The 25,371-nt window shown below is 61.9% G+C and carries 22 protein-coding genes; 6 read left to right on the top strand and 16 right to left on the bottom strand.

Translation table 11 applies throughout. The annotated features are described in order from the left end of the window. Positions 1-16: 16 nt before the first annotated feature. A complete protein-coding gene (locus NDB2M1_RS20030) occupies positions 17-793 on the bottom strand; it encodes a WecB/TagA/CpsF family glycosyltransferase (RefSeq protein WP_072384509.1) in 777 nt (258 codons plus the stop codon). A gap of 290 nt (positions 794-1,083) precedes the next feature. Here NDB2M1_RS20030 and gmd point away from each other — a divergent pair, with 290 nt between their 5' ends. Beyond that, positions 1,084-2,157, top strand: coding sequence for a GDP-mannose 4,6-dehydratase (gmd, locus tag NDB2M1_RS20025; protein ID WP_143146847.1), 1,074 nt, complete (start codon positions 1,084-1,086; stop codon positions 2,155-2,157). 33 nt (positions 2,158-2,190) lie between these two features. Next, on the top strand, positions 2,191-3,147 hold the full coding sequence (locus tag NDB2M1_RS20020; RefSeq protein WP_072384508.1) for a GDP-L-fucose synthase: 957 nt from the start codon (positions 2,191-2,193) through the stop codon (positions 3,145-3,147). Positions 3,148-3,332: 185 nt separating this feature from the next. Here NDB2M1_RS20020 and NDB2M1_RS20015 read toward each other — a convergent pair whose 3' ends face one another. From NDB2M1_RS20015 to NDB2M1_RS19960, 12 genes are all read right to left on the bottom strand, one after another. After that, complete coding sequence (locus NDB2M1_RS20015) at positions 3,333-5,687, bottom strand: hypothetical protein (RefSeq protein WP_143146846.1); 2,355 nt, start codon at positions 5,685-5,687, stop codon at positions 3,333-3,335. Between the two features lie 84 nt (positions 5,688-5,771). Continuing rightward, positions 5,772-6,083, bottom strand: coding sequence for a hypothetical protein (locus tag NDB2M1_RS20010; protein WP_072384506.1), 312 nt, complete (start codon positions 6,081-6,083; stop codon positions 5,772-5,774). A gap of 472 nt (positions 6,084-6,555) precedes the next feature. After that, positions 6,556-7,377 (bottom strand): hypothetical protein, encoded by an 822-nt coding sequence (locus NDB2M1_RS20005; protein ID WP_171955457.1) that lies wholly within the window; start codon positions 7,375-7,377, stop codon positions 6,556-6,558. A 369-nt stretch (positions 7,378-7,746) separates the two neighbouring features. Then, entirely contained in the window at positions 7,747-9,987 is a 2,241-nt protein-coding gene (locus NDB2M1_RS20000; protein ID WP_253185969.1) for a GumC family protein, read from the bottom strand. 13 nt (positions 9,988-10,000) lie between these two features. Beyond that, on the bottom strand, positions 10,001-10,696 hold the full coding sequence (locus NDB2M1_RS19995; RefSeq protein ID WP_253185968.1) for a polysaccharide biosynthesis/export family protein: 696 nt from the start codon (positions 10,694-10,696) through the stop codon (positions 10,001-10,003). A 103-nt stretch (positions 10,697-10,799) separates the two neighbouring features. Further along, positions 10,800-12,119 carry an O-antigen ligase family protein gene (locus NDB2M1_RS19990; protein WP_171955456.1) on the bottom strand — a complete coding sequence of 440 codons (1,320 nt, stop codon included), beginning with the start codon at positions 12,117-12,119 and terminating at the stop codon, positions 10,800-10,802. Positions 12,120-12,438: 319 nt separating this feature from the next. Then, a complete protein-coding gene (locus NDB2M1_RS19985) occupies positions 12,439-12,705 on the bottom strand; it encodes a hypothetical protein (protein ID WP_072384503.1) in 267 nt (88 codons plus the stop codon). 198 nt (positions 12,706-12,903) lie between these two features. After that, a complete protein-coding gene (locus NDB2M1_RS23240) occupies positions 12,904-14,337 on the bottom strand; it encodes a sugar transferase (protein ID WP_253185967.1) in 1,434 nt (477 codons plus the stop codon). Between the two features lie 196 nt (positions 14,338-14,533). Beyond that, on the bottom strand, positions 14,534-15,571 hold the full coding sequence (gene holA / locus NDB2M1_RS19975) for a DNA polymerase III subunit delta (RefSeq protein ID WP_072384501.1): 1,038 nt from the start codon (positions 15,569-15,571) through the stop codon (positions 14,534-14,536). Positions 15,572-15,579: 8 nt separating this feature from the next. Continuing rightward, complete coding sequence (gene lptE, locus NDB2M1_RS19970) at positions 15,580-16,008, bottom strand: LPS assembly lipoprotein LptE (RefSeq protein WP_083554996.1); 429 nt, start codon at positions 16,006-16,008, stop codon at positions 15,580-15,582. Positions 16,009-16,066: 58 nt separating this feature from the next. After that, on the bottom strand, positions 16,067-18,604 hold the full coding sequence (gene leuS / locus NDB2M1_RS19965; protein WP_072384499.1) for a leucine--tRNA ligase: 2,538 nt from the start codon (positions 18,602-18,604) through the stop codon (positions 16,067-16,069). A 65-nt stretch (positions 18,605-18,669) separates the two neighbouring features. Beyond that, the gene (locus tag NDB2M1_RS19960) at positions 18,670-19,083 is read right to left on the bottom strand and encodes a DUF3576 domain-containing protein (protein WP_072384706.1); all 414 of its coding nucleotides are present in this window, start codon (positions 19,081-19,083) and stop codon (positions 18,670-18,672) included. 425 nt (positions 19,084-19,508) lie between these two features. Between NDB2M1_RS19960 and NDB2M1_RS19955 the strand changes: the two genes are divergently transcribed. Further along, complete coding sequence (locus NDB2M1_RS19955; protein WP_072384498.1) at positions 19,509-20,321, top strand: hypothetical protein; 813 nt, start codon at positions 19,509-19,511, stop codon at positions 20,319-20,321. A 112-nt stretch (positions 20,322-20,433) separates the two neighbouring features. Beyond that, on the top strand, positions 20,434-21,156 hold the full coding sequence (phbB, locus tag NDB2M1_RS19950) for an acetoacetyl-CoA reductase (protein WP_072384705.1): 723 nt from the start codon (positions 20,434-20,436) through the stop codon (positions 21,154-21,156). A gap of 46 nt (positions 21,157-21,202) precedes the next feature. Here phbB and NDB2M1_RS19945 read toward each other — a convergent pair whose 3' ends face one another. Beyond that, on the bottom strand, positions 21,203-21,988 hold the full coding sequence (locus tag NDB2M1_RS19945) for a helix-turn-helix domain-containing protein (RefSeq protein ID WP_072384497.1): 786 nt from the start codon (positions 21,986-21,988) through the stop codon (positions 21,203-21,205). Positions 21,989-22,049: 61 nt separating this feature from the next. On the opposite strand from NDB2M1_RS19945, the gene NDB2M1_RS19940 reads away from it, so the two are divergent. Both NDB2M1_RS19940 and NDB2M1_RS19935 read left to right on the top strand, forming a co-directional pair. Next, entirely contained in the window at positions 22,050-22,307 is a 258-nt protein-coding gene (locus NDB2M1_RS19940) for a ribbon-helix-helix domain-containing protein (protein WP_072384496.1), read from the top strand. A gap of 83 nt (positions 22,308-22,390) precedes the next feature. Beyond that, a complete protein-coding gene (locus NDB2M1_RS19935; protein WP_072384495.1) occupies positions 22,391-22,666 on the top strand; it encodes a hypothetical protein in 276 nt (91 codons plus the stop codon). Positions 22,667-22,674: 8 nt separating this feature from the next. Here the strand turns inward: NDB2M1_RS19935 and chrA are convergent, their stop codons facing one another. Next, entirely contained in the window at positions 22,675-23,982 is a 1,308-nt protein-coding gene (gene chrA, locus NDB2M1_RS19930; RefSeq protein WP_072384494.1) for a chromate efflux transporter, read from the bottom strand. After that, positions 23,982-25,265: a UDP-N-acetylglucosamine 1-carboxyvinyltransferase gene (murA, locus tag NDB2M1_RS19925; RefSeq protein ID WP_072384493.1), complete on the bottom strand. Its 1,284-nt coding sequence runs from the start codon at positions 25,263-25,265 to the stop codon at positions 23,982-23,984. Before murA ends, chrA begins: the two co-directional genes overlap by 1 nt. Between the last annotated feature and the right edge of the window lie 106 nt (positions 25,266-25,371).

Here is a 25,371-nt window from a genome sequence, read left to right as displayed (position 1 = left end):
GACGTCTTGAACGTGGTTAGCGTACTGGAACGCGCCGCATGATGCGCCGAAGTTCCGCAAGAGCCGCGCGGATCACGAAAGAGGGCGCAAGAACAAGATAACGTCGCCGTAAGCGCTGAGGCTCCTGCGCAAACCGGTGAGCCCATTCAAGACCGTTGTTGCGCATCCATTTCGGAGCTCGTGCGACTGCGCCGGTGTGGAAATCGAAGGCGGCGCCGACCCCAATCAGCGTTTGTGGTAAGTCTTTGTAATGACGCCACATCCAGATGTCCTGCTTGGGTGACGAAAGTCCAACCCAAACCACGTCCGCGCCACTTGTGCGGATCGTCCGGCAGATCATCGCCTCCTCTTCAGCGGAGATATTCCCGAATGGTGGACAGTACGTTCCGACAATCTGCACACCCGGATAGCGCGCTCGGAACACATCCGCGAGCTTGTCGGCAACCCCCGGTTTTCCGCCATAAAGGAAATGTCGCACACCGCTTTCGGGCGACCTGCGCATGACCTCATCGATCAGATCAGGGCCACACGTCCGCCGCACCGGCAAGCCCCGCAGTTTGCCGATCAATGCGATGGGTGTGCCATCAGGGGTAATCATCGCCGCATCGGCATGTAGATCCTTGAGAGCAGGATCGTCTGCAATGGCCATCAGGCTGGCCACGTCGCGAATGCAGACGAATCGACCGTCGTGATCCTTGGCCCAGCTCTCGATGCGCTCGACAGCGATCTGCGGGGTTACAACAGAGACGGGGACCCCTAGCACTTCGTAACTCGCGAGGACGTCGGTCGTCATGTATCTCGGATCCCAAGTTCAGACGTTTCGGCCATCAAGATCGGCCTGCACCACTTAGCGCCGCGACGCGCGCTCCGAAGCAGCCAGTCGTCTCAATGCTGCACCGCATCCGGAACTCCCTGTTGGACGTGATTGCCCCTGCGGTCAAGCTGGCCGCCAGCGCAATAGTAAGATTCTCATTCAATCACACGGATTTCCTAGGAAATAATTTCGCAAGAGATGACTTTGAATCTTGGTCCAATCTGGCTATTGAGTTCGCACATGCACACAGCATCAGGAGTGGAGCGATCATGAACGAGCGTGTTGAAAAAGTCGCTCTTATCACAGGGGTGACCGGACAGGACGGCGCCTATCTGGTGCGATTTTTGCTGGAAAAGGGCTACGTCGTTCATGGCGTAAAGCGGCGGTCTTCGTCCTTCAATACGGGGCGGATCGAGGACATCTATGAAGATCCCCACGTTGAGCACCAGCGGTTCCATCTGCATTATGGCGATCTAACCGACTCCACCAACCTTATCCGTATCGTGCAGGAAGTGCAGCCGGATGAAATCTATAACCTTGCCGCACAGAGCCATGTCCAGGTTTCATTCGAGACGCCTGAGTATACAGCGAATGCCGACGCGGTAGGTACCTTGCGCCTCCTCGAGGCAATTCGAATTCTCGGCCTCGAAGGCAAGACCCGATTCTACCAGGCGTCGACATCAGAGCTATACGGACTGGTACAAGAAGTTCCGCAGCGTGAGACGACGCCGTTTTATCCCCGCTCGCCATACGGTGTGGCCAAGCTTTACGGCTACTGGATCGTCGTCAATTACCGCGAAGCTTACGGCATGCATGCCTCCAACGGCATTCTCTTTAACCATGAAAGCCCGCTGCGCGGCGAAACCTTCGTAACTCGCAAGATTACCCGGGCTGCTGCTGCCATCGCTTTGGGGAGGCAGGACAAGCTGTACCTCGGTAATCTCGATGCAAAGCGTGATTGGGGCCATGCGCGCGAGTATGTTCGCGGCATGTGGATGATGCTGCAGCAGGACCAGCCAGATGATTATGTTCTTGCGACGGGTGAGACAACTGAAGTCCGGGAGTTCGTCCGCTGGGCATTCGAGGATGCAGGCATACCTGTGACATTCTCTGGCTCAGGCGTTGAAGAGAAGGCATTTTGCCAGAAAACTGGGAAATGCGTTGTCGAAGTTGATCCCCGCTACTTCCGCCCGACCGAAGTAGATCTCCTGATCGGCGATCCCACGAAGGCACGCGAGAAGCTCGGGTGGTCGCACGAAACAACGGCACGGGAATTGGCGCGGGAAATGGTGCTGAGCGATCTGGAAACCATGCGTGACGGGCCGGTCTTGAAGGGCACCTGACGTACTGCATCCTGCCATCCAAAGGACCTATAAATGAACTCGCCGCAATTCGATCTTACTGGCAAACGGGTATATGTTGCGGGTCACAAGGGCATGGTCGGCTCTGCGATTGTCCGCCGACTAGGGGCTGAGAACTGTGAGATACTGACGGCCGACAGGTCTGTTGATCTGCGCGAGCAGAAGGCTGTGCGGGATTGGTTCGCTTGTAACGCACCGGATGTTGTGGTCATCGCTGCTGCGAAGGTCGGTGGCATCCTGGCGAACGACAGCTTCCCGGCTGAATTCCTTTACGACAATCTGATGATTGAAGCTAACTTGATCGAGGCCTCGCGCCAATATGGTGCGCAGAAAGTCCTCTTTCTCGGCTCTTCATGCATCTATCCAAAATTCGCCCCTCAGCCAATCCCCGAGGATGCGCTGCTCACCGGTCCGCTCGAGCCAACAAACGAATGGTATGCAATAGCTAAGATTGCAGGCATAAAGCTCAGCCAAGCCTATCGGCGGCAGTACAACTGCGATTTCATTTCGGCAATGCCAACAAATCTCTATGGCCCAGGAGACAACTACGATCTGGCTTCAAGCCATGTAATGCCGGCGCTACTCCGCAAGGCGCATGAAGCAAAAGCTGCCAACGCAGACTCTATCGAGATCTGGGGAACCGGAACGCCGCGACGCGAGTTCCTTCATGTGGATGACTTGGCGGATGGCTGCGTGTTCCTTCTCAAGAGCTACTCCGATATGGAGCACGTCAACATTGGCTCGGGCACGGATATTTCTATCGCCGAACTAGCCAAACTGGTTTGTCAGATCGTTGGTTTCGATGGTGCGCTTCGCTTCGATACGTCCCGGCCCGACGGGACTCTTCGGAAACTGATGAGTGGGGACCGGATCCGGTCAATGGGCTGGACGCCTCGCATTGAGCTAGCGGAGGGCATTGCAGATGCCTATCGCGCGTTCTTGGACCACTATGTGGCCACACCCAAGGTCTAACTCAAAGCGATCCAGCTTGCCGAGATCAGATCACGCATTGCAGCGCCGATGAAGAGGAGCACGATGGCCGTCGGCAGCACCGCTGGGTGGTTCCAGACATCAGGCCCGGACTAGCTGTCGCCTGAGCTGATCGAGCGCTTGCTCGGTGCGCTTGGCGACAGCTGGCCCAACAGAGCTAACTCCGGTCAAAGCCCGTAATCATCGCCCAGGGCGAACACGTTGACGGTCGGTTTCAATTGTACGGCAATGGCCGAATCGGTTGTGGGCGCACCCGCCGTTCCTACCGCCGCCGCGCTGTCCACATAGACCGCGATCTGCGTCGCGCTCGGCACGTCCACGATCTTGAGCGTGCTGTTCAGCGCCGCCGTCACCGAACCGCTGATCGTCACCACATCGCCCGCATTGAAGCCGTGCGGCGCGCCGAAGTTGATGAAGCCCAGGTTGGTGTTGCCCGATCCGCCATCGCGTCCGGTCAGGTAGCTGCTGGAGCCGGTGACGGCTGCCGGTGCGGCCTCGGCGGCGTTGCATTTGAAGTAGATGCGCGAACCCGCCGCGCGCAGCTTGGTCGCCTCGCCTGCGGCCAGCGCGGGCTCGATGATCGTTCCCGTCTTGCTCGTCAGCCCCGAAAGCGCCGTGTTGTTGACCGACGAGACGAGCGTGGTTGCAGCCGCATCATCGAACACGCCCGCCGTCGCGGTCGTCGGCGTCCTGGACGGCCACATGTAGGCCAGCTTGCCTACCTTGTACTGCCCCTTGTTGCTGGGGAACATGGATTGCACCGCCGTGATGGTGAGGTCCGCGTCGAGCAGGTAGGCCACCGTGTTCTCGGGCATGAGGTTCTTCGGAATGACCGGCGACCAGTTGATCGAGGACGTGAGCTGGCCGGTCGGATAGAACCCGCCATCGCGGAAAAGCTGCCAGCTCTCGAACCGCACCCTGATCTGGTTGTTCGATGCCTCGCGCACGATGAAGCCAACGCCGGGGGAGACGAAGTTCTTATTGGTATCAAGGCATCCCACCCGCCACGTACCCTTGTTCGCGCCAAGCCGGGTCGCGCCGGCGGCGGCCGTCGGGCAGAAGATGCCCGCCGAGTTCCCGGCAAGGTCTTCGGAAAGAAACGCGCAATACGTCACCTGCACGGTATCGACCGAGAGGTTCCGCGTCGGCCCGCCGATCAGGCCGGTGGCGTTCGACTTCATGCGGTTCGCCTCGAAGTGGATGAAGCCGAGATCGACGCTGTCGGCATTCACGTACCAGCCATGCGACGAAAAATTGAAGTGCTCGATATTCGTCATCACGTGCTTGTCGCCGTTGCGGTTCTCTTCCCAGATGGCAGAGACCGCCTGCGGCACCTGCTGCCACTGGCTCGGCGCAGGCTGGAAATTGATATAGCGATTGAGGAACACGTCGTTGGTGCCTGTGCCGGTGCAGACCCACCCGAACTGCGACGGGTTTTCGATAAAGACATAGGACCAGGTATTGGAAAACCGCACCGGGCTCGCGCCGGTCGCGCCGGCGCCGGAAAGCGCCGAAGGGCTGACCGCCACGCGGTTGCCGATAGAGACATTCTGCCCTGCCGGGATCGGATCGCGCAGTGTCAGCACGTCCGTTGCCACGCCGGTAATCCGCGTCGTGTGATAGGTGCCGCTGTCCAGATAGATCTGGACATACATGCCCGTCACCCACGGATAGCCGCCGTTGGCGATGGTCTGCGCATGGGCCACCTTCACAGTGTTCGATCCCGCTCCCGCCACCAGCGCCGCCGTGCTGTTGATCGCCTTTGGAAAGAACACGCCGATGGCCGCCTGGTTGACATGCAGATGCGGCACGTTGGCCATGTAGAACCCGTTGCCGGGTCCGGCGGGATTGGTCGCGCACAGCAGCCCGATGGCGCTGCGGTTGGTGTTGGGCTGCTGGACCATGAACGAGAGCTTGGGGAACCGCCACGTGCCCCGCGCGCCATAGAACGCCATCACCGGGATATTGTCGGTGCGCTGGACAATCTCGGCCCCGGCTTCCGCGAAGATGCCATACTTGGCCGAGGCCGTCACATCGCCGTTGAGGAAAATCGTCTTGGTCGTCCCGAACACGGCGGGCGGCATAACGCGCCAGCACAGTTCCGCCGCCCATGCGTTCAGCGCGTCGCCGTCGTCCGTGCCCGGAGAGGCTGTCGAAACATAGTCTCCTTTTGCGCCGTAGTGAAACGGGGTCAGCCGTTGCCACTGGGGAAACTTCAGGAATCTTGCGTCCGCCGCATTGAAGATCGGATCCAAGTCATGGGCGCGGAAGCCCTTGGTGAAATTCAGTGCGAACCCGTTCGCTGAGAGCGTGGCGCCACCCATGAACTCGATGGGCACGTTGAATGTGGTCACCGTCCCGTCCGCAACCCAGGCAATGCCGTTCACGATGACGCGCGACTTGCCCGTCGCGACCGCTCGGGCATGCGCTGCTTCAACGCTGCCATGCGGCGTGGCGAACACGGCGTCGCGGTATCCGCCGCCAAGGTCCCATACGCTTCCGCCAAAGGGCAACGCAACCATACTGCTGCCCCTGCCAGGCAGATTCGAGGCAAGATCGGCAGCTTTGGCGGCGGTTTGCCGCGCAAACGCATCTACGCTCATCGTTCAGCTCCCGGCTCGGATCATGACGGTCGCGCCGGCACCCTGCCGTGCTTTGAGATAGCAACTGCCCGGCAGGCGATAGCGGCCCGGGGCGGTGATCGCGGTGAGCGAGAGGCCGCTGCGGTCCCACGCGTTGCAGTCGTTGAAGGTGATGCCGTCGAAGCTGTCTTGAAAGACGTAGGCAGTTGAAGGTGTTCCGATGATCTGGATTTCGACGTCGGGATAGAGCCGGCCATTGAATATCGCAGTCGGCGTCCACGCTGCAGGCATGAGCATCGGTTGAGTGGTGACTTCCGCAAAGGTATCGTCACCCATATCGACAAGTCGCTTTTGCAAGCTTCCCACGGTGGTGAAGGTTATGTCTGGCATAGGTTGCTCCGAGCAAATGGGGGCGCATCGGGGCGGCACTTCCGGTTGTACCGGGCACTTCCGGCACAAAGGAGAATCACCATCCTTACCGGGTATGTTCCAAATGAATTCCAACAATGCAAGGCAAATAACCAAATAGGTTATTCGCTGCGAGTTGACCTTCCCGATTGGCGTGCCGGAGCAATGGGGATTGAGCGTCGGGAGCGCGTGGTGGGTTGCAAATGACCTGCACTCCGGCAGGAGCAGATATCAAGTTCCTGCAGGGAGAAATGGCGCCGCGCAGCCTAATCTGGACTTCGCATCCGCATAACGCGAATGTGCGGCACGAGCGGGACTGCTGCATGTCGGATCGATCCGGGACTTGAACAACAGGTCGAGCCGCACCGGCTGCCCCATGCACCGCCTGCCAGCCAAGGCGTCAACGAACTAGCAAGAGGCTCACGTCGTCGAGACGGACAGGTGCGCGGGGCGCCAACCAGAAGGTCAGGAACCGGACCTCACATTGGTCATTGACCACAAACTCCTGCCGCCAAACGCCAGGCTGCCGGTCAATTGCTTGGCCCGCCAGTGCCTTGCCGAGATCGGCATCGCAGGCCAACGAGACCTGAAGCGCGCGCGCCTGCGACGGGTCTGTACCCGGCGTTCTCCACCGCAGTTGATAACGGCCCGGCTTCAAAACCACGGTCTGCTGTACGATCGGAAGGCTTGCCGAACCGGTCACTTCCAGCGCGAGGCTGCGATGGCCGGCGTCACCAACGATCGTGATCTCGGCATCGCCGCGATTGGATAGTTTCCAATCGAACGCCGTGGCTTCCCGCAATGTGTCAAGATGATCGAAGCCGCCGTCATAGATCAATGCGCCGGAGGTCTCGCAGTTCAGCTGCCACACCGCCTGGGCTTCCGGGATCATGTCGAGCTTGATCAGCCGCTGTGTAATCAGTTCGGAAGTAGGGCAGTCCCACACGCCTTTGCCGGTGCGCCGCATCAGGTCAGTACGTTGCAAAACCTGGTCCGCCGGGAGATCGCTAACCGTCGTGACTATGGTGCGCCCCCAAGCGGGTGACAACTTCAACCGGTCGGACAGCGCATTGCGACCGGCTTCAGTAGCAGCAACCGCCGCAAGCAGGCGATCGCGGTTCTCATCTGTGGGGGCTTGCCGCAGCAACGCATCGAGACGCTCCGCCGCGACCTTGTAATTCTCGTCCTGCAGCGCCTGATCAAGCCAGTAGATCTGGGTCATGCCATCGCGCCAGCCCAGCTGACCCGAGACCCTGAAGGCCTCATGTGCTTCAGCAGTATGTTGGGAATAGAGCTCCGCCCGCCCGAGGATCGAGATGGCTTGCGCGGAAATCGGATCGGACGCCACAGCCCGGCGCGCATATCCGATGGCCTGTTCCGGGCCTTGACGAACGAACGCTAGTATCGCGTGCGAACGGGCCGCGCCGGTATCATATGGCCACCCGACAAAGCTTGGCGAATTGGGAAAGTCGCGGCTCTGCCGGTCCGTGCCGCTGAGAATGGCGGTTACTGCAAGAGCTAGCAGGCCCATGACAACGCCAGCCCTACGGACGTGGCCGGCGAGACTCATGGCACGCTGCTCTGGCATGGATCAGTTCGCCGAGGAGTTACTGTACTGGTAGTAGCTGTAGCCGTAGTACTCCGAATACCTGTTCCCCGAATCTGACGGGTCGAATTTGGTGAGCACACCGCCGAGGATCGTCGTGCGCATGCTGCGCAGGCGGCGAAGCGATGCCTTGAGTGAGCCGCGGCGGCTGCGATCCGACTGGATGACGATAACTACGCCATCGACCAGAGCCGCCATAAGCGGCGAGTCCGCAAGGCCGAGCACCGGCGGGCTGTCGAGCAGGACGAGGTCAAACCGGGCGCAGAGTTCCTCAAGCAACTGGGTCATGCTGCTCAAGCTCAGCAACTCGGTTGGGCTCGGCGGGATGGGGCCGGAGGTGATAACCTTGAGGTGTTCGAGATCCGTATCGCGCAGAGCCTCGTCGACCGTGCTCTGGTGCGTCAGAATGCTCGACACGCCTCGGCTGTTCTCGCCGTTGAGCATCACAATGGCCCGGTGCAATGCGGGACGGCGCATGTCGAGGTCGAGTAGCACAACACTGCGCCCGAGGCGCGCGATGCCCCTCGCAATTGCGATGCTTGTCGTCGACTTGCCTTCCGATGGCTGCGAGCTGGTGACCAACATGGTCTTGGGCAAGCCCGACGCGGTTGAGTAGAGCAGCGCGCTTCGCAGCGAGTTGTACCCTTCGCTGATGGGCGACTTGGGATCCTCCATTGCCGCCTCGACGTCGATGTCCTGGGCGAGCGGGATGACGCCGAGTAGCGGCATTTGCAGCTTGCCCTCGACATCTTCGGGTACCTTGACCGAGTCGTCGAGCTGCGTTCGCAGGTAGATGAACGCAGCGGCCGAACCAAAACCGATCACTAGAGCCAGCAACAGGTTGCGCAGAAGATTCGGAGAGCTCGGCCGGATCGGTGCAATCGCAGGATCAATGATGGCGATGTTACTGGCGCTGATACCGGCGGCCGCATTGAGTTCCTTGTAACGCTGCAGCAGCCCCTCATAGACTGTGCGGTTGGTGTCGGCTTCGCGCTGGAGCAGGCGATATTGGACAAGCTGATCCTGCTCGGCGAGCGACGATCCCTTCAATTGGGCAACCTGCTGCGTGAGGCTGGATTCCGCTTCGCGCGCCGCATCGTACTGCTGCTTGACCGAAGCCTTGATGCTGCGGGCAACCGACTGGATCTGCGCGTCGATAACGCCCACCTGAGCTTTCAGTTGCTGGACGAGGGGGTAATCCTCGAGATGGTTGGCGCGCTGCTTTTCGAGTTCGGCCATCTGCTGAGCGCGCTGGGCGAGCAACTGCGAAATGGCCGGGTTGGCAAGAACATCCGGCGAGCTGAGAAGGTTGCCGCTCGAGATCAGCTTCCATCGCCCCTCGGCGGCAATCCTTGCTGCCTGTGCCTGATTGGCGGCGGAGTTGATCTGAAGCAGACTGGCCGTGGTCACCGAGTTGCCGACCCGGCCTGATTGTCCCACACCGCCAGACTCGGAGTCGCGGTCGCGAATAAGGCCTTCTTCTCGCGCATATGCGTTGAGCTCGCGCTCAGATCGTTCGAGCTTGGCGCGCGCCTCTGACAGCTGGCCGGAGATGAATTCGCGCGCATAGGCCGAACTGTCGAACCGGCGCTGAAGATTGGTCTGGATAAACTCGGCCGCAAATGCATTCGCGATCTGGGCCGCGAGTTCGGGCTGGGTGCTGTTGAAGCTGACCGTCGCAAGACGAGTGTTACGCGGGAGATCGACGTCGCGTGCATCCTCGATCGTGCGGATCGTAAGATCTTCGAGTTCGGCACGCGTAAGGTCGCCGGTGGGCTGGCGGACCCCCATGGCATCGTAGAACTTTGCGTTGCCAACCAGTCGCAGTTTCTGGGCAACTCTCTCGGCCAAAGCTCGGCTCTTCAGGATGTCGACCTGCGTCTGCAAGAAGCGCTCGGTGTCATTTGCAGCGACCACCGGGTCCTGCATCGTGTCGTCCTGCTTGCCGAAAATCTGGGCCGATTGGTCATTGATCTGCAGCGTCGTCGCCGCCGTGTAGCGCGGCGTCTGCAGCATCGTGGCGATGATGGCTAGCGCGAAGGTGACCGACACGATCACGGTGATGAGAATAAGATTTGCCCGGACGATTGCGATGATCTCGCGAATATCGAATGCTGGTTCGCCATCCACATAGGGGTGCGGATCGCCATAGTTGCCGTTGGTCGCGACCTGCTCGGTAGCAAGGTTGTGATCGGCCTGGTCGGAGATTGAGGTGATCTGCTGCACGATACCGCCGGAGTTAAAAACGGGTGAAGACGTTGAAGATCGGCGCGGCCTGTAGGAAGTCGCGGTAGATCGATTTCGCCTGCGAAAAGCCTACGACGACCACATCGCCGCCGAGAATTTGAGGGTCGGGATCCCGACCGGCACGAATGCGGCTGAGGTCGAACCGCGCTGCCATGCGGGTGTTGTTCACAGTCCGAAAAATTACGACCTCATCCAGCTTCGCGATACGCGTCGGGCTCTGGGCCAGAGCGATTGCGCCAAGTAGGGTGGTCTGGTTATCGACGGGATAGGTCCCGGCCTTGAGCACCTGGCCTTCAATCGTCACGGTTTGACCGGGCTGCTCGATGACGTTGAGGGTCACTTGCGGATCGCGCAAGTAGCGGGCCCCCAATTTGGTTGCGATCAACGTTGATGCCTGAGCTGGGGTCAAAGTTGCGACATGCACCGGACCGGCCAGCGGGACTTGGATGAAGCCTGCATCATCCACCGGAAGTTTCTCGAAGGTCAGGTCCGGCTCGCCGAACACCATGAGCGAGACGACGTCGCCTGGTGCGATCAGGTATTCGGATGGAGCAACTGCTTTGTCGATCGGAGGCATGATCGCATAGGCAGCGTCCTTTGCGGGAAGCGCGCCATAAAGCCCCGAGGAGCACGCCGAGAGACTTGTTGCGCTGACCAGCAGCAGGGAAATGGCCGCGGATTTCTTCACAACTACTTAAGCCCCTTGGCGAGAAAGAGATTGATACATTCGAAACGGTGCCAGCATATCTGACCCGGTGCAACATCGGATGAAAGCACGCAAATCCTATGCATCATTGATGACTACGCTGCGGCGCGGCAGGGTTGAGCAGCATTGCTACCGCAACTGCGGCAATAGCCGCAAGCGACATGCTGCGCATGGGATAATCGACAATGGCATGGAGCGCCTCGATCAGAAGGAAGCCGATAGAAAACTGCACCTGCGCGCGCCTTGATGCCGAGGCATCAGGCTTGCTGACCGAGATGATCGCTCTGGCCGCAAGGTAGAGGACAAAAAGCAGGATCAAGCCAAGCACGATGATACCGGGCAAGCCCGCCTCGAGCATCCACTCAAGCCAATCATTGTGCGCCCGCACAGGTCGGGTGGCATCGACGACCTCAAGCCGCTCAGCCGCCTCGAGCATCGGTACGATTGTCCCTATACCACTTCCATATGGCCAGACCTGGCCGATCGCATACCAGGTGTCAGCCCACAGGTCCCAGCGCGCTTCATGCGCCAAAGAAAAGCGCCCGATGACCTTCTGGACCGATTGGAGCTGCAAGAGAAGTCCGCCACTGATGATCATCAGGCCGACCGCACCGGCAAGGCCATAGACCACAGCCGCTCGCTTGCGCAGCATCGGCCAAAGCATGAAGCCAACGAATAACAATGAAATCGCCGACAGGGTAATGCCAGTCCGGGACCCGGTCATGAAGAGTCCGACGAGAAAGGCGGAGATCGCCATAATCATTCCCGTCCACGTCAGGACATGATGCCTGCCATCGCCTAGCCGCGACGTTGCGATCACTCCGGTCGCCAGAATCGCAGCGAGCAGGATGTCTGCCTGCGCATTTCGGTTTGCCTGAAAACCTACCAGAAAACCTTGGCTGAATTGACTGTAAAGCGACCACTCGAAACCCGCGGTCCTCGAAAGCTGCAAGACGCCTAGCATCACGGAAAGAGCTGCTACGCCAACGACGACCATGCAAAGCCAGTTGCGCCCCCTGAGTGAGAGGCGGCTCACCTGCAGGAGCAGCAGCGCGGGGCAAATCATGGCCAGCAGCGATGCGAAGGTCCGCGCCGGCGACATCGTCAGCGGCATCCACGATTTGTCCGCCTGGATGAGCGCTATCGACTGGATCTCGACCGAACGCCCCGGCAGCGCTTGCCAGATTGAAGGTGGAAGCGGAACGAGTTGGAGAACCGGGATCAGCAGGATCAGCCCAGCCAGGATGAAGGCTGGAGCCTGAACAGGGCCAAGACCACGCTGCCAACCGGAACTGGCGATGAGCGGGATCATGATGAGAGCGGTCAGAACCTGGAGGATCATTTCGGTTAGTGGATTGACCGTCCCGCCACCGCCGAGGACCATTGCCAGCCCGACAAGTGCCATGCAGAGCACAGTGCCGGGGAGCGGCCTTGTCGTTACTACGGGCAGCTTGTCTGTGTTCCTCCCAGACGAAGAGCGGCCTTTGCTGCGGCTGGCCTGAGCAGAGCTCTTGATTGCCCGCGCGCTTGACGACATGTCAGTGCCTCCCTCGCAGACGATCTAGGTGCGGTACCCCTGAAGGGCAACCCTCAACGCCCGTCACCGCAGCCCCATTTCTGAACATCCGGTTTTGGACTGACAATACTCTGCCTCCGGCCCCTAAGCGAAGGGCCCGCAAAACGAGATTGCGAGCCCTTCAAAACCATCAATCTTGCGGGCTCGATCAGCCCGGGCTGTCCGACTTCGTCGCCTCGTAGATCGCGAAACCACCGACACCGGCAGCGAGAAGTCCGAGACCAATATCGGTACCGGAAACTTCACGCGATTCACGCGACACGGGCGCGGTTGTGCGGAGGGCCTTGATCTTCTTAACCGAAACCACTCCGGGAGTGGCGGCAGACGCACGAACCGGTTCAGCGTTTGCGGCAGTCCCAGCAAGGATTACGCCGAAGGCGACGCTACCCGCCAATGCGATCTTCAACATGCTCATTGTCCCACACTCCATTAACTTTATGGAAGATTGCTTAGTGCTCTTTCGTGATTCGTTCAACCCGAATCTTGGTTTCAACGCAAATAATTGCTGCGTATGCGAACGGCGAAAAATGCTGCAAATTGAAGCGTATCGCACCCCGCATCGCCGCAAATGCGTGTCTCAAATCGCTTCGTCCCACAGCTCAAACGGTTTGCCTCAGAACGCACGATCGTGAACCAATACGGTGAGCGTTGCAAAGATGATCCGGACGTCCCGGATTGCCGTCCAGCCATCGAGGTACTCGAGATCTGCCTGAAGGCGACTGCTGAGATCGGCCTCCGAATCAGTAGCGCCGCGCAGCCCGCGAATCTGCGCCAGGCCAGTCAGGCCGGGCTTCAGCGAATGACGGAGCAAATACCGGGGATCGACTTCCCAAAACCGCTTCTGACCTGCCAACGAGCCGATCGCATGCGGGCGCGGCCCAACAATGCTCATGTCTCCGCGCAGCACATTGAGCAGCTGCGGTAGCTCATCGATGCTGGTCTTGCGGATGAAGCGGCCGATCCGGGTGATCCGATCATCGTCCTTGCTCGCCGAGCGCGCGCCAGCGGCGTCCAGCTTCTCGACCCGCATCGAACGGAATTTGTAGATCCAGAACAGTCGATTGTTGCGGCCTTGCCGCTGCTGCATGAAGAAGACCGGCCCGCGATCTTCAAGCCAGATCATCAAGGCAACCACGAGCAGCAGCGGCGCAAGCGCCACCGTGGCGCTGCCCGCGATGGCAAGATCCATGGCCCGCTTCACGGCTCTCGATCGAAGACCGAGCGGCCCGACCGACACGATGAGCGAGCCAAAGCCATGGCCACGCCCGGCGCCGAGGACGCCAAGTTCCTGCACTTCCGGATCAACGATCTCGCCGGAGATGTTGGAGCCCTTGAATACGAGAGCCCAATCCTTCCGGCGCTCCGGAGGACATGTCACGATGACGCGGTCCATGTTGGTCATGAACATGCCAAGTCGGTCGAGCATGTGCGGATCGTTGCGGTCAGGGCGAAGCCGGTGTTCGCGGGAGTCGATGTGCCAAGCATGCGGTACGCGAACCGGAGCGCCGCCGTCATCAATAACGAGCACGTTCTTGGCGGTAGGGCCGCAACTGGACTGGATCAGACGCTGCGTGGCAGCGCGGGCCCAAGCCATCGCGCCTGCAATCACCACGAGGCTGGCCAACGTTGATACGCGCGAGAACTGCTCGCTCGACTTTGTGAAGAATGCCACGAAAATCATCAGCGTGAGCGCAAGCGCCATCGCTGTCATCGAGCGGGACTGGCTGTACCTAAGCGATGTCAGGGACTGGATCGAATAGGTCCGCGTCATCAGCGCCGCGCCCCAATAGAGCGGCAGATAAAGGTAGATCTGCTGCAAAGTCTGCGAATCGTAGGCGTGGCCGAAATAGAGCAAGCTGACCAGCATCGATGCGCCAACGATGGCAATACCGTCGGCGAGCATCAGTAAAAGGTATGCCTGAAGACGCCGCTTCTCGAGCGAAGGAGCCAGCGGAAGCTTGAGTTGCCGCTTCTTCCCTGAAGATTGGTCGCCTCCTGCCCAGGCAGGCGACGCGACAGTATCTCTGTCTCGCTGCAACGTCGTCATCGCAAAAGCACCCTTTTGAACCGCTTGAGATCAGCGTTCCGGTTGTGCGACCCGGACGACAAGAATTCTTATAAGCAGATTCCTCGATATCGGTAGGAATGCTGCGGTGCAATACCTACAATGTTCTGAGCCAAAAACAAGCGAGTCGATGTGATCGATCGCACAGCCGGTCCGATGACAGCGGCAACTCGTCGAACTATCCGCGTGATGCCGCGCGGGTGATCTCGGCAAGTCCTTGGGATAGAATGATTTCACCGTTTCGGTTATCCGCGAGCAGCTGGCGGTGCAGTGTCATCAAGCGGTCGATAAGACGCGCGAGCTTCCGGCCACGCCAGCGCCGTAATTGCTGCGAAAGATCCGGCTTGTCCCGAAAAAAGACACGGCGCGCGGCCATTTCGTGCTCAAGAAAGGCATTGATGTCGCCACGACCGCGCATGCGGCCCGAGAGTTGCGCAAGTTGTGCTGCGCGACGCTCGAAGGCCAGCAACAGCCCGACAGGACTGAGCTCAAGCTCCTGAAATCGCGCCAGTTCCGGTGTCAATCGAGTGGTATCTCCTGTCAGCACAGTGTTGACCAGCGGCATGAAACCGTCGTCCTCGCTCACCGCGGCAATCGCGTCGAGCGCGGCGGCATCGGCTCGCCGCGGGGACTCGGGGCTCGCGTCGAGATAAAGCACCAGCTTCTCGATCTCGCTGCGCGCCATTCGCGTATCTAGCGCGGCGCCGCGAGCGATTCGTTCTGCCAGTTCATCACTGAGGTGCAATCCTGCCGGGTCCGCCATCTCGCGCACGGCCAGCGTGACCGACCGCAGATCCGGCGGATGGAACATCGTCACAAGCGCATCAGGACGGTCAGCCAGCAGCTTGGCAATACGGGACTTGTCGGTTGCCGAACTGGCCAGAATGAACACCGGCCAGCCCTTGACCGGACTGGCAAGCAACGTCTCGACGGCGTCGTAGACCTCGTCACCCGAGCAGCGCACATGGATCTGGCGTTTGTCACCGAACAGTGAGACGGACCGCGCTTCGTCGGCCAGCCGCACCGGATCGCGGCGCAAATCGGCACCTGCCAGCTCGATCCGCTCGAACTGCCCCTGCTGCACGCCGACAAAACCTGACAGCCGCGCGGCTGCATCGGCGGCGCCTGCCTCGTCCGGCCCGCAGAAATAGAATACCGCCGCATCAGCGGCGGCACGTGCCATTTGGCCAGCGAAATTCTTCTGCGTCGCCTTCACGGCCGCGCTCAGCTTGCCTTGCGAAGTTTCGTGGCGACCCGGGTCACGATCTGGTCGGCAACCTCATGGCTGAGGTTCTCCAGCGCGGTCTGTTCGGCGGCGATAACCGCATATTCGCTGGATACGATGTCGATGCCCGCATCGGCCCCTGCTGTTGCGTCCAGCACGATCTCGCCACTGCCGAGATCGACGAGCTGGTAGCGTGCCCGCAAGGACCTCCTCTCACGGGTAACGGAATCGTTGGCCAGCAGGCCGAGGCCCTGCAACTGCTCGTCAAGCCGAACGTCGAGTCGATAGCGGGGCGAACTCTGCGCGCCTGCACCCAGCCGATCAACGAGCGCGGCGCGAACGAGCCAGCCAGCTTTGCCCTCGATCGACGTCACGTCGACGCCGGCCAGCGCCCGCGCGACTGTCCCGCTGCCGCCGCCTGCGTACATCGGCTGCAGACCGCATCCGGCCAGCAGCGGCAATGGCGCAAGGGCGGCGAGGAGGATCTTACGCGACAAGGTTCACCAGTCGGTCGGGCACCACGATCACCTTCTTCACCTCCGCCCCGTCCAGCGCACGCTGCACCTTGTCGGAGGCGAGAGCAAGTCGCTCCAGTTCTTCGCGTGCGGTGCCCTTGGCAACGGTAAGCGTATCGCGCAGCTTGCCCTTGACCTGAACCGCGACGGTAACCTCGTCATCGACGAGCAGGGCGGGATCGACTTCAGGCCAGGCCGCGTCGGCGACAAGACCTGCGGCGAAGGCGGAGTAAGCCTCTTCCGCCAGGTGCGGCATCATCGGTGCCACCAACAGCAGCAGGGTGCGGATTGCCGCCGTCCGGTCAACGGATGGTGCGGCCTTTTCCGTCGCGCCGGTCAGTTCGTAAATGCGCGCGACGGCCTTGTTGAAGCCCAGCGCCTCGATGTCCTGCGCTACCGCGTGGACGGTCTGGTGCGTCTTGCGGCGCAGCGCGATGTCCTCTCCTGTTGCGGAAGCGTCTGCTGCGCCAAACAGGCGCCACAAACGCTGCACAAAACGCCAGCAGCCCTCGATCCCGGCCTCAGACCACGGCAGGTCGCGCTCGGGCGGACTGTCAGACAGCATGAACCAGCGGATCGCATCGGCGCCGTAACGCGCGACGATCTCGTCGGGATCGACCACGTTCTTCTTGGACTTCGACATCTTGATGACGCGGCCGATCTCGACCGGCGCGCCATCTGCCTTCAGCATGGCGCCATCCGCCGTGCGCTCGACTTCTCCGGGCGAAAAGAACACCGGCTGCCCGTTCTCGGGATTGCGGCGTTCGTAGGTCTCGTGCGTCACCATGCCCTGCGTGAACAGGCTCGCAAAAGGTTCCTGCACTTCGAGCTTGCCGATCCGGGCGAGCGCGCGGGTCCAGAAGCGGGCATAGAGCAAGTGCAGGATCGCGTGCTCGATCCCGCCGATATACTGCTCGACCGGCAGCCACTGCTTGATCACCTCCGGGTCGAACGGCGCGTCACCCGGCTGACTGGCGAAGCGCAGGAAGTACCACGAGGAATCGACGAACGTATCGAGCGTGTCGGTTTCGCGCCGCGCAGCATGGCCACACTGCGGGCAGCCGACGTGCTTCCACGTCGGGTGACGGTCGAGCGGATTGCCGGGCACGTCGAAGGTCACGTCTTCTGGCAGCACCACCGGCAGCTGCTTCTTGGGCACCGGCACCACGCCGCACACTTCGCAGTGGATGAACGGGATCGGCGTGCCCCAATAGCGCTGGCGCGAGACGCCCCAGTCACGCAGCCGCCACACGGTCTTGCCTTCGCCCCAGCCCTCGGCCTGCGCGCGCTCGATGACGGCAGACTTCGCCGCCGCGACGGCCATGCCATCGAGGAAGTCGGAGTTGACGAGCACCCCGTCGCCTGCTTCCGCCTCGCCCGCGAACGCCTTGTCCGCATCTGCGGGATCGGCCGCGACAACGCGAAGGATGGGAAGGCTGTATTTGGTCGCGAAATCGAAGTCGCGCTGGTCGTGGCCGGGCACGGCCATGATCGCGCCGGTGCCGTATTCCATCAGCACGAAGTTCGCGATGTAGACCGGCAGATACTTGCCCGTCAGCGGATGACGCGCGCCGATGCCGGTATCGAAGCCCAGCTTCTCTGCCGTTTCCAACTCAGCGGCCGTGGTGCCGCCCTTCTTGCACAGCGCGATGAAGTTCGCCGCTTCGCAGTTCGAGGCCGCGACGCCCTGTGCAATCGGATGATCGGGCGCGACCGCCACGAAGCTGGCGCCGAAGATCGTGTCGGGACGGGTGGTGTAGACCTCGACGCTGTCGCCGTTCGAAAGGTCGAAGCGGAACTGCAAGCCTTGCGACTTGCCGATCCAGTTCTCCTGCATCGTACGCACCTTCTCGGGCCACTTGTCGAGCCCGGATAGGCCTTCGAGCAGCTCGTCCGCGAACTCGGTGATCTTGAGGAACCACTGGTTCAGCTTGCGCTTCTCGACCAGCGCGCCCGAGCGCCAGCCGCGCCCGTCGATTACCTGCTCGTTGGCGAGCACGGTCATGTCGACCGGGTCCCAGTTGACGGTCGATTCCTTGCGGGTGATCAGGCCCGCGGCGTAGAGATCGAGGAACAGCGCCTGCTCATGGCCATAATATTCGGGCTCGCAGGTCGCCAGCTCGCGGCTCCAGTCGAGCGCAAAGCCGAGGCGCTTCAGCTGAGCCTTCATGTTGGCGATGTTGGTGCGGGTCCAGCCGCCGGGATGGACGCCCTTTTCCATGGCCGCGTTCTCGGCGGGCATCCCGAACGCGTCCCAGCCCATCGGGTGGAGCACTTCGAACCCGCGCATCCGCTTGTAGCGCGCCAGCACGTCGCCCATCGTGTAGTTGCGCACGTGGCCGATGTGGATGCGCCCCGAGGGATAGGGGAACATCTCGAGCACGTAGCTGCGCGGCTTGGGCGAGCTATCGTCAGCCCGGAAGGTCTGGCGCTCGTCCCACGTTTGCTGCCAGCGCAGATCGGCGGTGGCAGGGTCGAAGCGGACGGGTTCTGATCGGTCGGCAGTCATGCCGCCCCCTCTAGGGAGCGTCGCGAGGCCGTGCAACCGTCAGGCGAGGGCGAGCCCTTCGGAAATCACCCCTTGACCAGCGTTTGGCGGCGCAGATCGCGAGCCTTGGTAAGGATGATGTCTTCGAGCTTTTGCACCGTGGCGGCCTGGACCGGTGCATCGACCCAGTTGCCCGACTGACTGACCTGGCGACTGGCGGCGATGCGCAGTGCATCGGCGCGCAGATCCTGATCGAGGATCGATACGGTGAGCTTCATCCGCTCGTTCGGATTGCGCGGATTGGCGTACCAGTCAGTCACGACCACGCCGCCGTTGCTGTCCGTCTGCACCAGCGGCATGAACGAAAGCGTCTCCAGCGTGGCGCGCCAGAGGTAGGCGTTGACGCCGATTGTGGTGACTTTGCTGGCGGCGAGATCAAGCTTGGGGCGCGCCTTGCCCCCGCATCCTGCGACCAGCCCGGTGGCGGCGATGACGAGCATGCCGGTTGCGATACCGCGGGCAAACGTAAAGGAACGGCGGGGGCTTGTGGTCACGTGCTTACTGTCCTTGCTGGCGGGTGCCTGCGCGGCCATGCCGAGCCTCCTGCCCTATGATTTTCGCGCAGATCAAGCGCTTTGCGGTTGGCGCTCTATCACCCCGGCGCCGCGCGCCGCAAGGGCTATGCAACCTATGGCGGGCAGTAGCTTGTGGCAATATGATCGGGATGGGGCAAGATGCGCCCGAAACGGTGGCGTGTGGGCAAGGTGCAACAGGTTGACCAAGACCGGCAGCCAAACGATCAGAAAATCGTTGTCCTACTGGAAATTATCCTTCGCGCACCGTATGTCATGCCCCTAGAGCCTAGCTCCGGAGTCGCCGGAGCAGCAAATCGCGTGGCTCCGCAACGGGAAAGCTTGGGCTGGCCATGAATGGCAAGACGATCAAGGTAGCCAAATCGTACGGAGTTTTCCGTGCGCGCGTGCTGCCGCTCGTCGGTTGCGCTCTGCTCGGCATGGGGGCAGCGCCTGCGCTCGGCAGCGCACTTACCGGTGGCTTTGTGTCCTCGCCGGTCAGTCTTTCGGCGCGAGGCGGGATCGGATCGTTTACGCCGGCTTCGGTTGATCCCAAGCTTGTTTCCGAAATCACTGCGCAAATTCAGGGCCGAACCCCCGGTCATGGCCGACTGTTCCGCTTCACACCGGCGGGGATCGAGAATCGCCCCGACCGTGCAGTGACCGTTGCCGTCCGGGTCAATGAAGTCGGTGCGCAAGGTTTCGTCGTACGGTCTGCTCTGCCCGCCGGGGTGAGCGCGCCCGGCGCCGCGCCGGTCCGCATTGCACCGATGGTCTACAACCTTGGCCTCGCGCGCGGCTATCAGAGCTTTGCGGCCACGTCGGCAACGCGTGAGGTCGCGCGTCTCGATATCCAGCGGCTGGAAATGCCGGATTTGCGGACGTTCGGCCACAAGGACAGTTTCTCGGCCGCCCCAGCCGGCACTCCTTCGCGCCTTGCGCCGCGGATCGAACTGGATACGCGTGACCGCGTGGGCCATGCGCCGCGGACGTTCGAAGGCCAGAGCGATTATCAAGTCGATCTCGGCGGCAGCTACCGCCTGACCCGCAATCTCGATGTGACGGCTGGGGTACGCTATTCGCCCGAGCGTGATCGTCTCCGCCCGCTGACCGATGGCAAAAAGGACAGCCAGGCGGTTTACGTCGGAACCAAGTTCCGGTTCTAACCATTTTAGATGCGAACCTCTGCGGCGCAGTCGTATGACTGCGGCCTAAGCGCTTGTCCGCCAGCAGCCTTGCGACTACCCTCTCTGACATCGACCGGAGAGGGAGAGAATGATGACGCGCGTTGCAGTGGTTACCGGGGGCACCCGGGGTATCGGTGAAGCCATTTCCCTCGCACTTCAGGCCCAAGGGCGGACAGTTGTTGCCAATTATGCAGGCAATGAGGAAAAGGCGCGCGCATTTACCGAAAGAACCGGAATCGCAGCCTACCGTTTCGATGTCGGCGATCACGAAGCCACCTTGGAAATGTGCGCGAAGATCGCTGCTGAAGTCGGCCCGATCGATATCGTGGTCAACAATGCCGGTATCACCCGCGACGGCGTGCTGCACAAGATGAGCTTCGACGACTGGAACGAGGTGATGCGTATCAACCTCGGGGGATGCTTCAACATGGCCAAGGCGACCTTCCCCGGCATGCGCGAGCGGGGCTGGGGCCGCATCGTCAATATTGGCTCGATCAACGGGCAGGCAGGGCAGTATGGCCAGGTCAATTACGCCGCTGCCAAGTCCGGCATTCATGGCTTCACCAAGGCGCTCGCGCAGGAAGGTGCCAAGTATGGCGTGACGGTGAATGCCATCGCGCCGGGCTATATCGATACTGACATGGTCGCGGCGGTTCCCCCGCCGGTGCTTGAAAAGATCGTGGCCAAGATCCCGGTCGGCCGACTCGGGCAGGCCGACGAGATCGCGCGCGGCGTCGCCTTCCTGACCTCCGAGGACGGTGCCTTCGTTACCGGCTCGACGATGAGCATCAACGGCGGCCAGCACATGTACTGACGGATTGCGGCCCCGCCTCGCAAGGGTGCGGGGCCGCATCGGCCCTTCACTCGACGGTGATTGCGGCCAGCTTCCAGCCGCCTGCTTCCGAAGCAAGCTGCAACGTTTCGACGACGCTGCCCTGCTTGCTGTAACGCGCCTTGAATCTGATCACCCAGTAGCCGTTGGGCGGAGCGGCCGTGAAATCGACTGTCGCCAGTTCGCGCGAGAGCGGCTCGCCCAGCCGATTCCGCACCGATCGTGAGGCTTGTGCCCACCATTCGACCGTATTGAGCAGCTGGAACGACGTATGTGTCGCCTTCCAGCTGCCCGCCCAATCGTCCTGATCGAGCAAGGCGAGGAAGTGCCGTGCTGCCTCCGTCGCCGCGGCTTCGCTCGCCGATGTCGGAGCGACCGAGGCCGGGACGTTCACGGGTGTGGCTGACAGCCGGTTCCCTCCGAACGCAAGGGATGAGCCTGATTGGGCAAGCAGAGCAAGCAAGGCAAGGCTGATGGTCATGGCAAGTCCTCCGACGATCCACCCGGCGCGGCGCCACTCGCCGGCGCTTCGGGGCGACTCAGGCTCGGGATGCATCGGGGCGGGTCGGGCGGCATCCCCCATTGGCTTGTCCCCCAGCAATTCGGGGGCCTGACTCTCGATCCGGTGCAACAAGCGCGCTGCCTCCCGGCTGCTCGATACCGCCATCTTGCGCCGCGCATCCCGCAGCCGTTCGTGGATGGTGTGGACCGAAAGGCCAAGGTGGCGTGCGATGGACTTGGCATCATGCCCGCCGAGCAGCAGCCGCAGCGTTTCCTTCTCCTTCTCGGTGAGCGCTTCATAGCCTGCGGTCATCGTGAGGATTTACGAAGGCGCGCTCTTGCGGGCCACCCCCAATAATTCGTATCGGATCAGGATGACCGCGCCCTATCACCCCCCGGTCAAGCGATCAGTCGAAATCGCCGGGCACAAGACCTCCATCAGTCTCGAACCGCTGTTCTGGGACCTGCTGCGCGATGCTGCGATACAGGAAGGCGTGCCGATCAATGCCATCGTCGCGCGGATCGATGCTGAACGGATCGCTGCAGAAGTGCCGCCGGGCCTTGCCGGTGCCGTGCGGCTCTGGCTCGCGGCGCGTCTTGCCGCAGCGGGCGGGCGGACTGACGCACTCTGATAGGGGCGCTATCCCCGTTCATCGCGCATTCTGACACAGTTCACCGTATTGCACGGGTCACGTGTTATCTCAGGAGTACCTCGATGCGCCGTAGCCTCCTTGCCGCCGCCATGCTGGCCACTCTCGCCACCTCGGTGGTTCCCGAAACTGCCGACGCACGCCGCAAGACCACGCAGACCTACCGCAAATGCCGCCATTCCAGCGGCACCGCAGGTCTAATTGCAGGCGGTGCGGGTGGTGCGCTGGTGGGCAAGGCGGTGCTGGGCGGCCCGGTTGGGATTGTCGCGGGCGCCGTCGGGGGGGCATTCGCCGGTCGCGCAATCGACCGGACGCTTACCGCGAAGAAGCGCTGCCGCTGATCTGTCGGTCAGCCGAGCGGGACGATCGAGAGCGCGAACCCAGTGGCGGCGCAGACCGCCATCGTCTGAAGAATTCCTCGCTTCAGGCCAAACACCAGCACCGCTGCCAGAACGGCGATGAGGGCTGCGCGCCAGTCAAGGCTGGCGAGGTCCGGCAAGCCGAACTCGGAAACGTTACGAAACAGCACGTGCAGGGCAAACCAGAGCGCAAGGTTGGCGATAACGCCGACCACCGCTGCGGTAATCGCCGCGAGCGCGCCTTGGAGATTCCCTGCGCGCTCCAGCCGTTCCATCCACGGCGCGCAGGCGAAAATCCACAGGAAGCAGGGGGCAAACGTCACCCAGGTGGTGAGGCCGGCTCCCAGCAGGCCCGCCGCCAGCGGTGACAAGATCCCCGGATGGCGCCACGCAGCAAGGAAGCCGACGAACTGGGTGACCATGATCAGCGGGCCGGGCGTCGTTTCGGCCAGGCCCAGACCATCGGCCATCTCGCCGGGGGCGAGCCATCCGAACCCGCTGACGGCCGCCTGCGCCATATAGGCCAGCACGGCATAGGCCCCGCCGAAAGTCACCACGGCGAGCCGAGAGAAGAACAGGCCGATCTGCCAGAGGACATGGTGCGGGCCCAGCAGCAGGTACACCAGTCCCAGCGGCAGCGCCCAGACAAGAAGCCACAGGATTATCGTGCGGGCCGTGAGGGCAATGAGTTGCTGTGGCGTCGCGAGAGGGGTTGAGTCAGCAGCGATGTGGTGCTTTCCGAGCCATTCCGGCGCCCATTGCACCGTCGCCGCGCCGATCAACCCGGCGGTCAGGATCACCAGAGGGAACGGTGTACGCAGTACGGTGAGCGAAAGCGCGGCGAGAATGGCCAGCAACAACTTGAAGCGGGTTCCCAGCGCACGCTTGGCAACCCGCAGCAGCGCCTGGAGTACAACCGCCAGCACCGCCGCCTTGATCCCCAGAAACAGCGACGCGAACCAGTGGAGGCCGGCGGCAGCAACATAGAGCAGCGAAAGCGCCAGCATCACAGCGGCACCGGGAAGCACAAACAGCAGTCCCGCGATCAGGCCGCCGCGCACACCGTGCAGCCGCCAGCCGATCCACGTCGCCAATTGCTGTGCTTCCGGCCCAGGCAGGAGGTGACAGAGATTCAGCGCGCGCAGAAAAGCGCCTTGTTCCACCCAGCGGCGCTCGTCGACCAATTCGCGCTGCATCAGGGCGATCTGCCCTGCGGGTCCGCCGAAGCTGAGGCAGCCGATCCGCGCAAACACCCGGGTGAGTTCTGCCAGCGACGATGCGGGCGCCCGATCCGGCATCAGTCGCCGCCGACGCGCTCCACGTCCGCACCGATGAGCGCGAACTTTTCCTCAAGGCGCTCATAACCGCGATCGAGGTGATAAAGCCGGTGGACTTGCGATTCGCCCTCGGCGGCAAGTCCGGCGATCACGAGGCTCATCGACGCGCGCAGGTCGGTCGCCATCACCTCGGCGCCATGCAGCTTGCTGACGCCGTGGACGATTGCGGTGCGGCCCTTGGTCTCGATATGCGCGCCCATGCGGTTGAGCTCGGGCACGTGCATGTAGCGGTTTTCGAAAATCGTCTCGGTCAGCACGCTTGACCCGCTCGCAAGGCACAGCATCGCCATGAGCTGCGCCTGCATGTCGGTGGCGAGGCCAGGGTATGGAGCAGTCGAGAGTGTCACAGGGCGCAGCTGGCCGTCACTAGCCACGCGCAGGCCACCGTGGACCTGTTCGACCAGCACGTGGGCATCGCGAAGGGCCTGGATGGTAGCCGCCATATCTTCCGCGCGTGCACCGGCGAGGGTGATGTCGCCCCCGGTGATCGCGGCGGCGCAGGCATAGCTGCCCGCTTCGATCCGGTCCGGCATGACCATGTAGGTGGCGCCATGGAGGCGCGAGACGCCGTGGATGGTAAGATCGGACGTGCCGATCCCTTCGATCTGCGCGCCCATCGCGACGAGAAGGTTGCACAAGTCGACGATCTCGGGCTCGCGCGCGGCATTGTGCAACGTGCTGGTGCCACGCGCGAGGACGGCGGCCATCAGCGCGTTCTCGGTCGCGCCGACCGAGACGATCGGGAAGCTGTAGTCACCGCCCGGCAGGCCGCCATCGGGGGCGATGGCGCGGACATAGCCCGCCGCCAGCTCGATCTGCGCGCCAAAGGCCTCAAGTGCCTTGAGGTGGAGGTCGATAGGGCGGTTGCCGATCGCGCAGCCACCCGGCAGGGAAACCGTGGCTTCTCCGGCACGGGCCAGAAGCGGGCCCAGGACGAGGATCGAGGCGCGCATCTTGCGGACGAGATCATAAGGCGCGACGGTCGAAGTGAGGCGTGTGGCTTGAAGCGTCATCACGCGGCCGAAGTCCTCCGGGCGTGCACCGGCTATCGAGGTCGAAACGCCGAACTGGTTGAGCAGGTGCTGGAAGCCGTCGATATCGGCGAGGCGCGGCAGATTGCGCAGCGTCACCGGTTCTTCGGTGAGCAGCGCGCAAGGCAGCAGGGTAAGTGCTGCATTCTTTGCGCCCGAGACTGGAACCGTACCGGAAAGGCGATTGCCGCCGCGAATGATGATCTTGTCCATCGCGGTCGTTTAGCCTGTTTGCCAATTGGCGCAACAGGATCGAAATGATGGCACATTAGCGCATCATTATGCCAGAGTGTGCGAAGGGCCATGATCGGCCATCAAA

The organism is Novosphingobium sp. NDB2Meth1, from assembly GCF_900117425.1.
In the GTDB taxonomy this organism is placed as follows: Bacteria; Pseudomonadota; Alphaproteobacteria; order Sphingomonadales; family Sphingomonadaceae; genus Novosphingobium.
Note: the sequence above shows the minus strand (reverse complement) of the source record. Positions and strands in the feature narration are given on the sequence as shown.

What these genes read in the sequence shown, in the direction of transcription:
- NDB2M1_RS20015 (WP_143146846.1), bottom strand. Translation starts at nt 5,687, where the DNA reads ATGGTTGCGTTGCCCTTTGGCGGAAGCGTATGGGACCTTGGCGGCGGA.
- NDB2M1_RS19985 (WP_072384503.1), bottom strand. Translation starts at nt 12,705, where the DNA reads ATGAGCATGTTGAAGATCGCATTGGCGGGTAGCGTCGCCTTCGGCGTA.
- chrA (WP_072384494.1), bottom strand. Translation starts at nt 23,982, where the DNA reads ATGCCGGATCGGGCGCCCGCATCGTCGCTGGCAGAACTCACCCGGGTG.
- NDB2M1_RS19935 (WP_072384495.1), top strand. Translation starts at nt 22,391, where the DNA reads ATGCGCCGTAGCCTCCTTGCCGCCGCCATGCTGGCCACTCTCGCCACC.
- NDB2M1_RS20020 (WP_072384508.1), top strand. Translation starts at nt 2,191, where the DNA reads ATGAACTCGCCGCAATTCGATCTTACTGGCAAACGGGTATATGTTGCG.
- lptE (WP_083554996.1), bottom strand. Translation starts at nt 16,008, where the DNA reads ATGTACGCAGGCGGCGGCAGCGGGACAGTCGCGCGGGCGCTGGCCGGC.
- gmd (WP_143146847.1), top strand. Translation starts at nt 1,084, where the DNA reads ATGAACGAGCGTGTTGAAAAAGTCGCTCTTATCACAGGGGTGACCGGA.
- NDB2M1_RS19960 (WP_072384706.1), bottom strand. Translation starts at nt 19,083, where the DNA reads ATGCTCGTCATCGCCGCCACCGGGCTGGTCGCAGGATGCGGGGGCAAG.
- NDB2M1_RS20010 (WP_072384506.1), bottom strand. Translation starts at nt 6,083, where the DNA reads ATGGGTGACGATACCTTTGCGGAAGTCACCACTCAACCGATGCTCATG.
- murA (WP_072384493.1), bottom strand. Translation starts at nt 25,265, where the DNA reads ATGGACAAGATCATCATTCGCGGCGGCAATCGCCTTTCCGGTACGGTT.
- NDB2M1_RS23240 (WP_253185967.1), bottom strand. Translation starts at nt 14,337, where the DNA reads ATGACGACGTTGCAGCGAGACAGAGATACTGTCGCGTCGCCTGCCTGG.
- NDB2M1_RS19955 (WP_072384498.1), top strand. Translation starts at nt 19,509, where the DNA reads ATGAATGGCAAGACGATCAAGGTAGCCAAATCGTACGGAGTTTTCCGT.
- NDB2M1_RS19940 (WP_072384496.1), top strand. Translation starts at nt 22,050, where the DNA reads ATGACCGCGCCCTATCACCCCCCGGTCAAGCGATCAGTCGAAATCGCC.
- leuS (WP_072384499.1), bottom strand. Translation starts at nt 18,604, where the DNA reads ATGACTGCCGACCGATCAGAACCCGTCCGCTTCGACCCTGCCACCGCC.
- phbB (WP_072384705.1), top strand. Translation starts at nt 20,434, where the DNA reads ATGACGCGCGTTGCAGTGGTTACCGGGGGCACCCGGGGTATCGGTGAA.
- NDB2M1_RS19990 (WP_171955456.1), bottom strand. Translation starts at nt 12,119, where the DNA reads ATGGCACTTGTCGGGCTGGCAATGGTCCTCGGCGGTGGCGGGACGGTC.
- NDB2M1_RS20030 (WP_072384509.1), bottom strand. Translation starts at nt 793, where the DNA reads ATGACGACCGACGTCCTCGCGAGTTACGAAGTGCTAGGGGTCCCCGTC.
- NDB2M1_RS20005 (WP_171955457.1), bottom strand. Translation starts at nt 7,377, where the DNA reads ATGACCCAGATCTACTGGCTTGATCAGGCGCTGCAGGACGAGAATTAC.
- NDB2M1_RS19945 (WP_072384497.1), bottom strand. Translation starts at nt 21,988, where the DNA reads ATGACCGCAGGCTATGAAGCGCTCACCGAGAAGGAGAAGGAAACGCTG.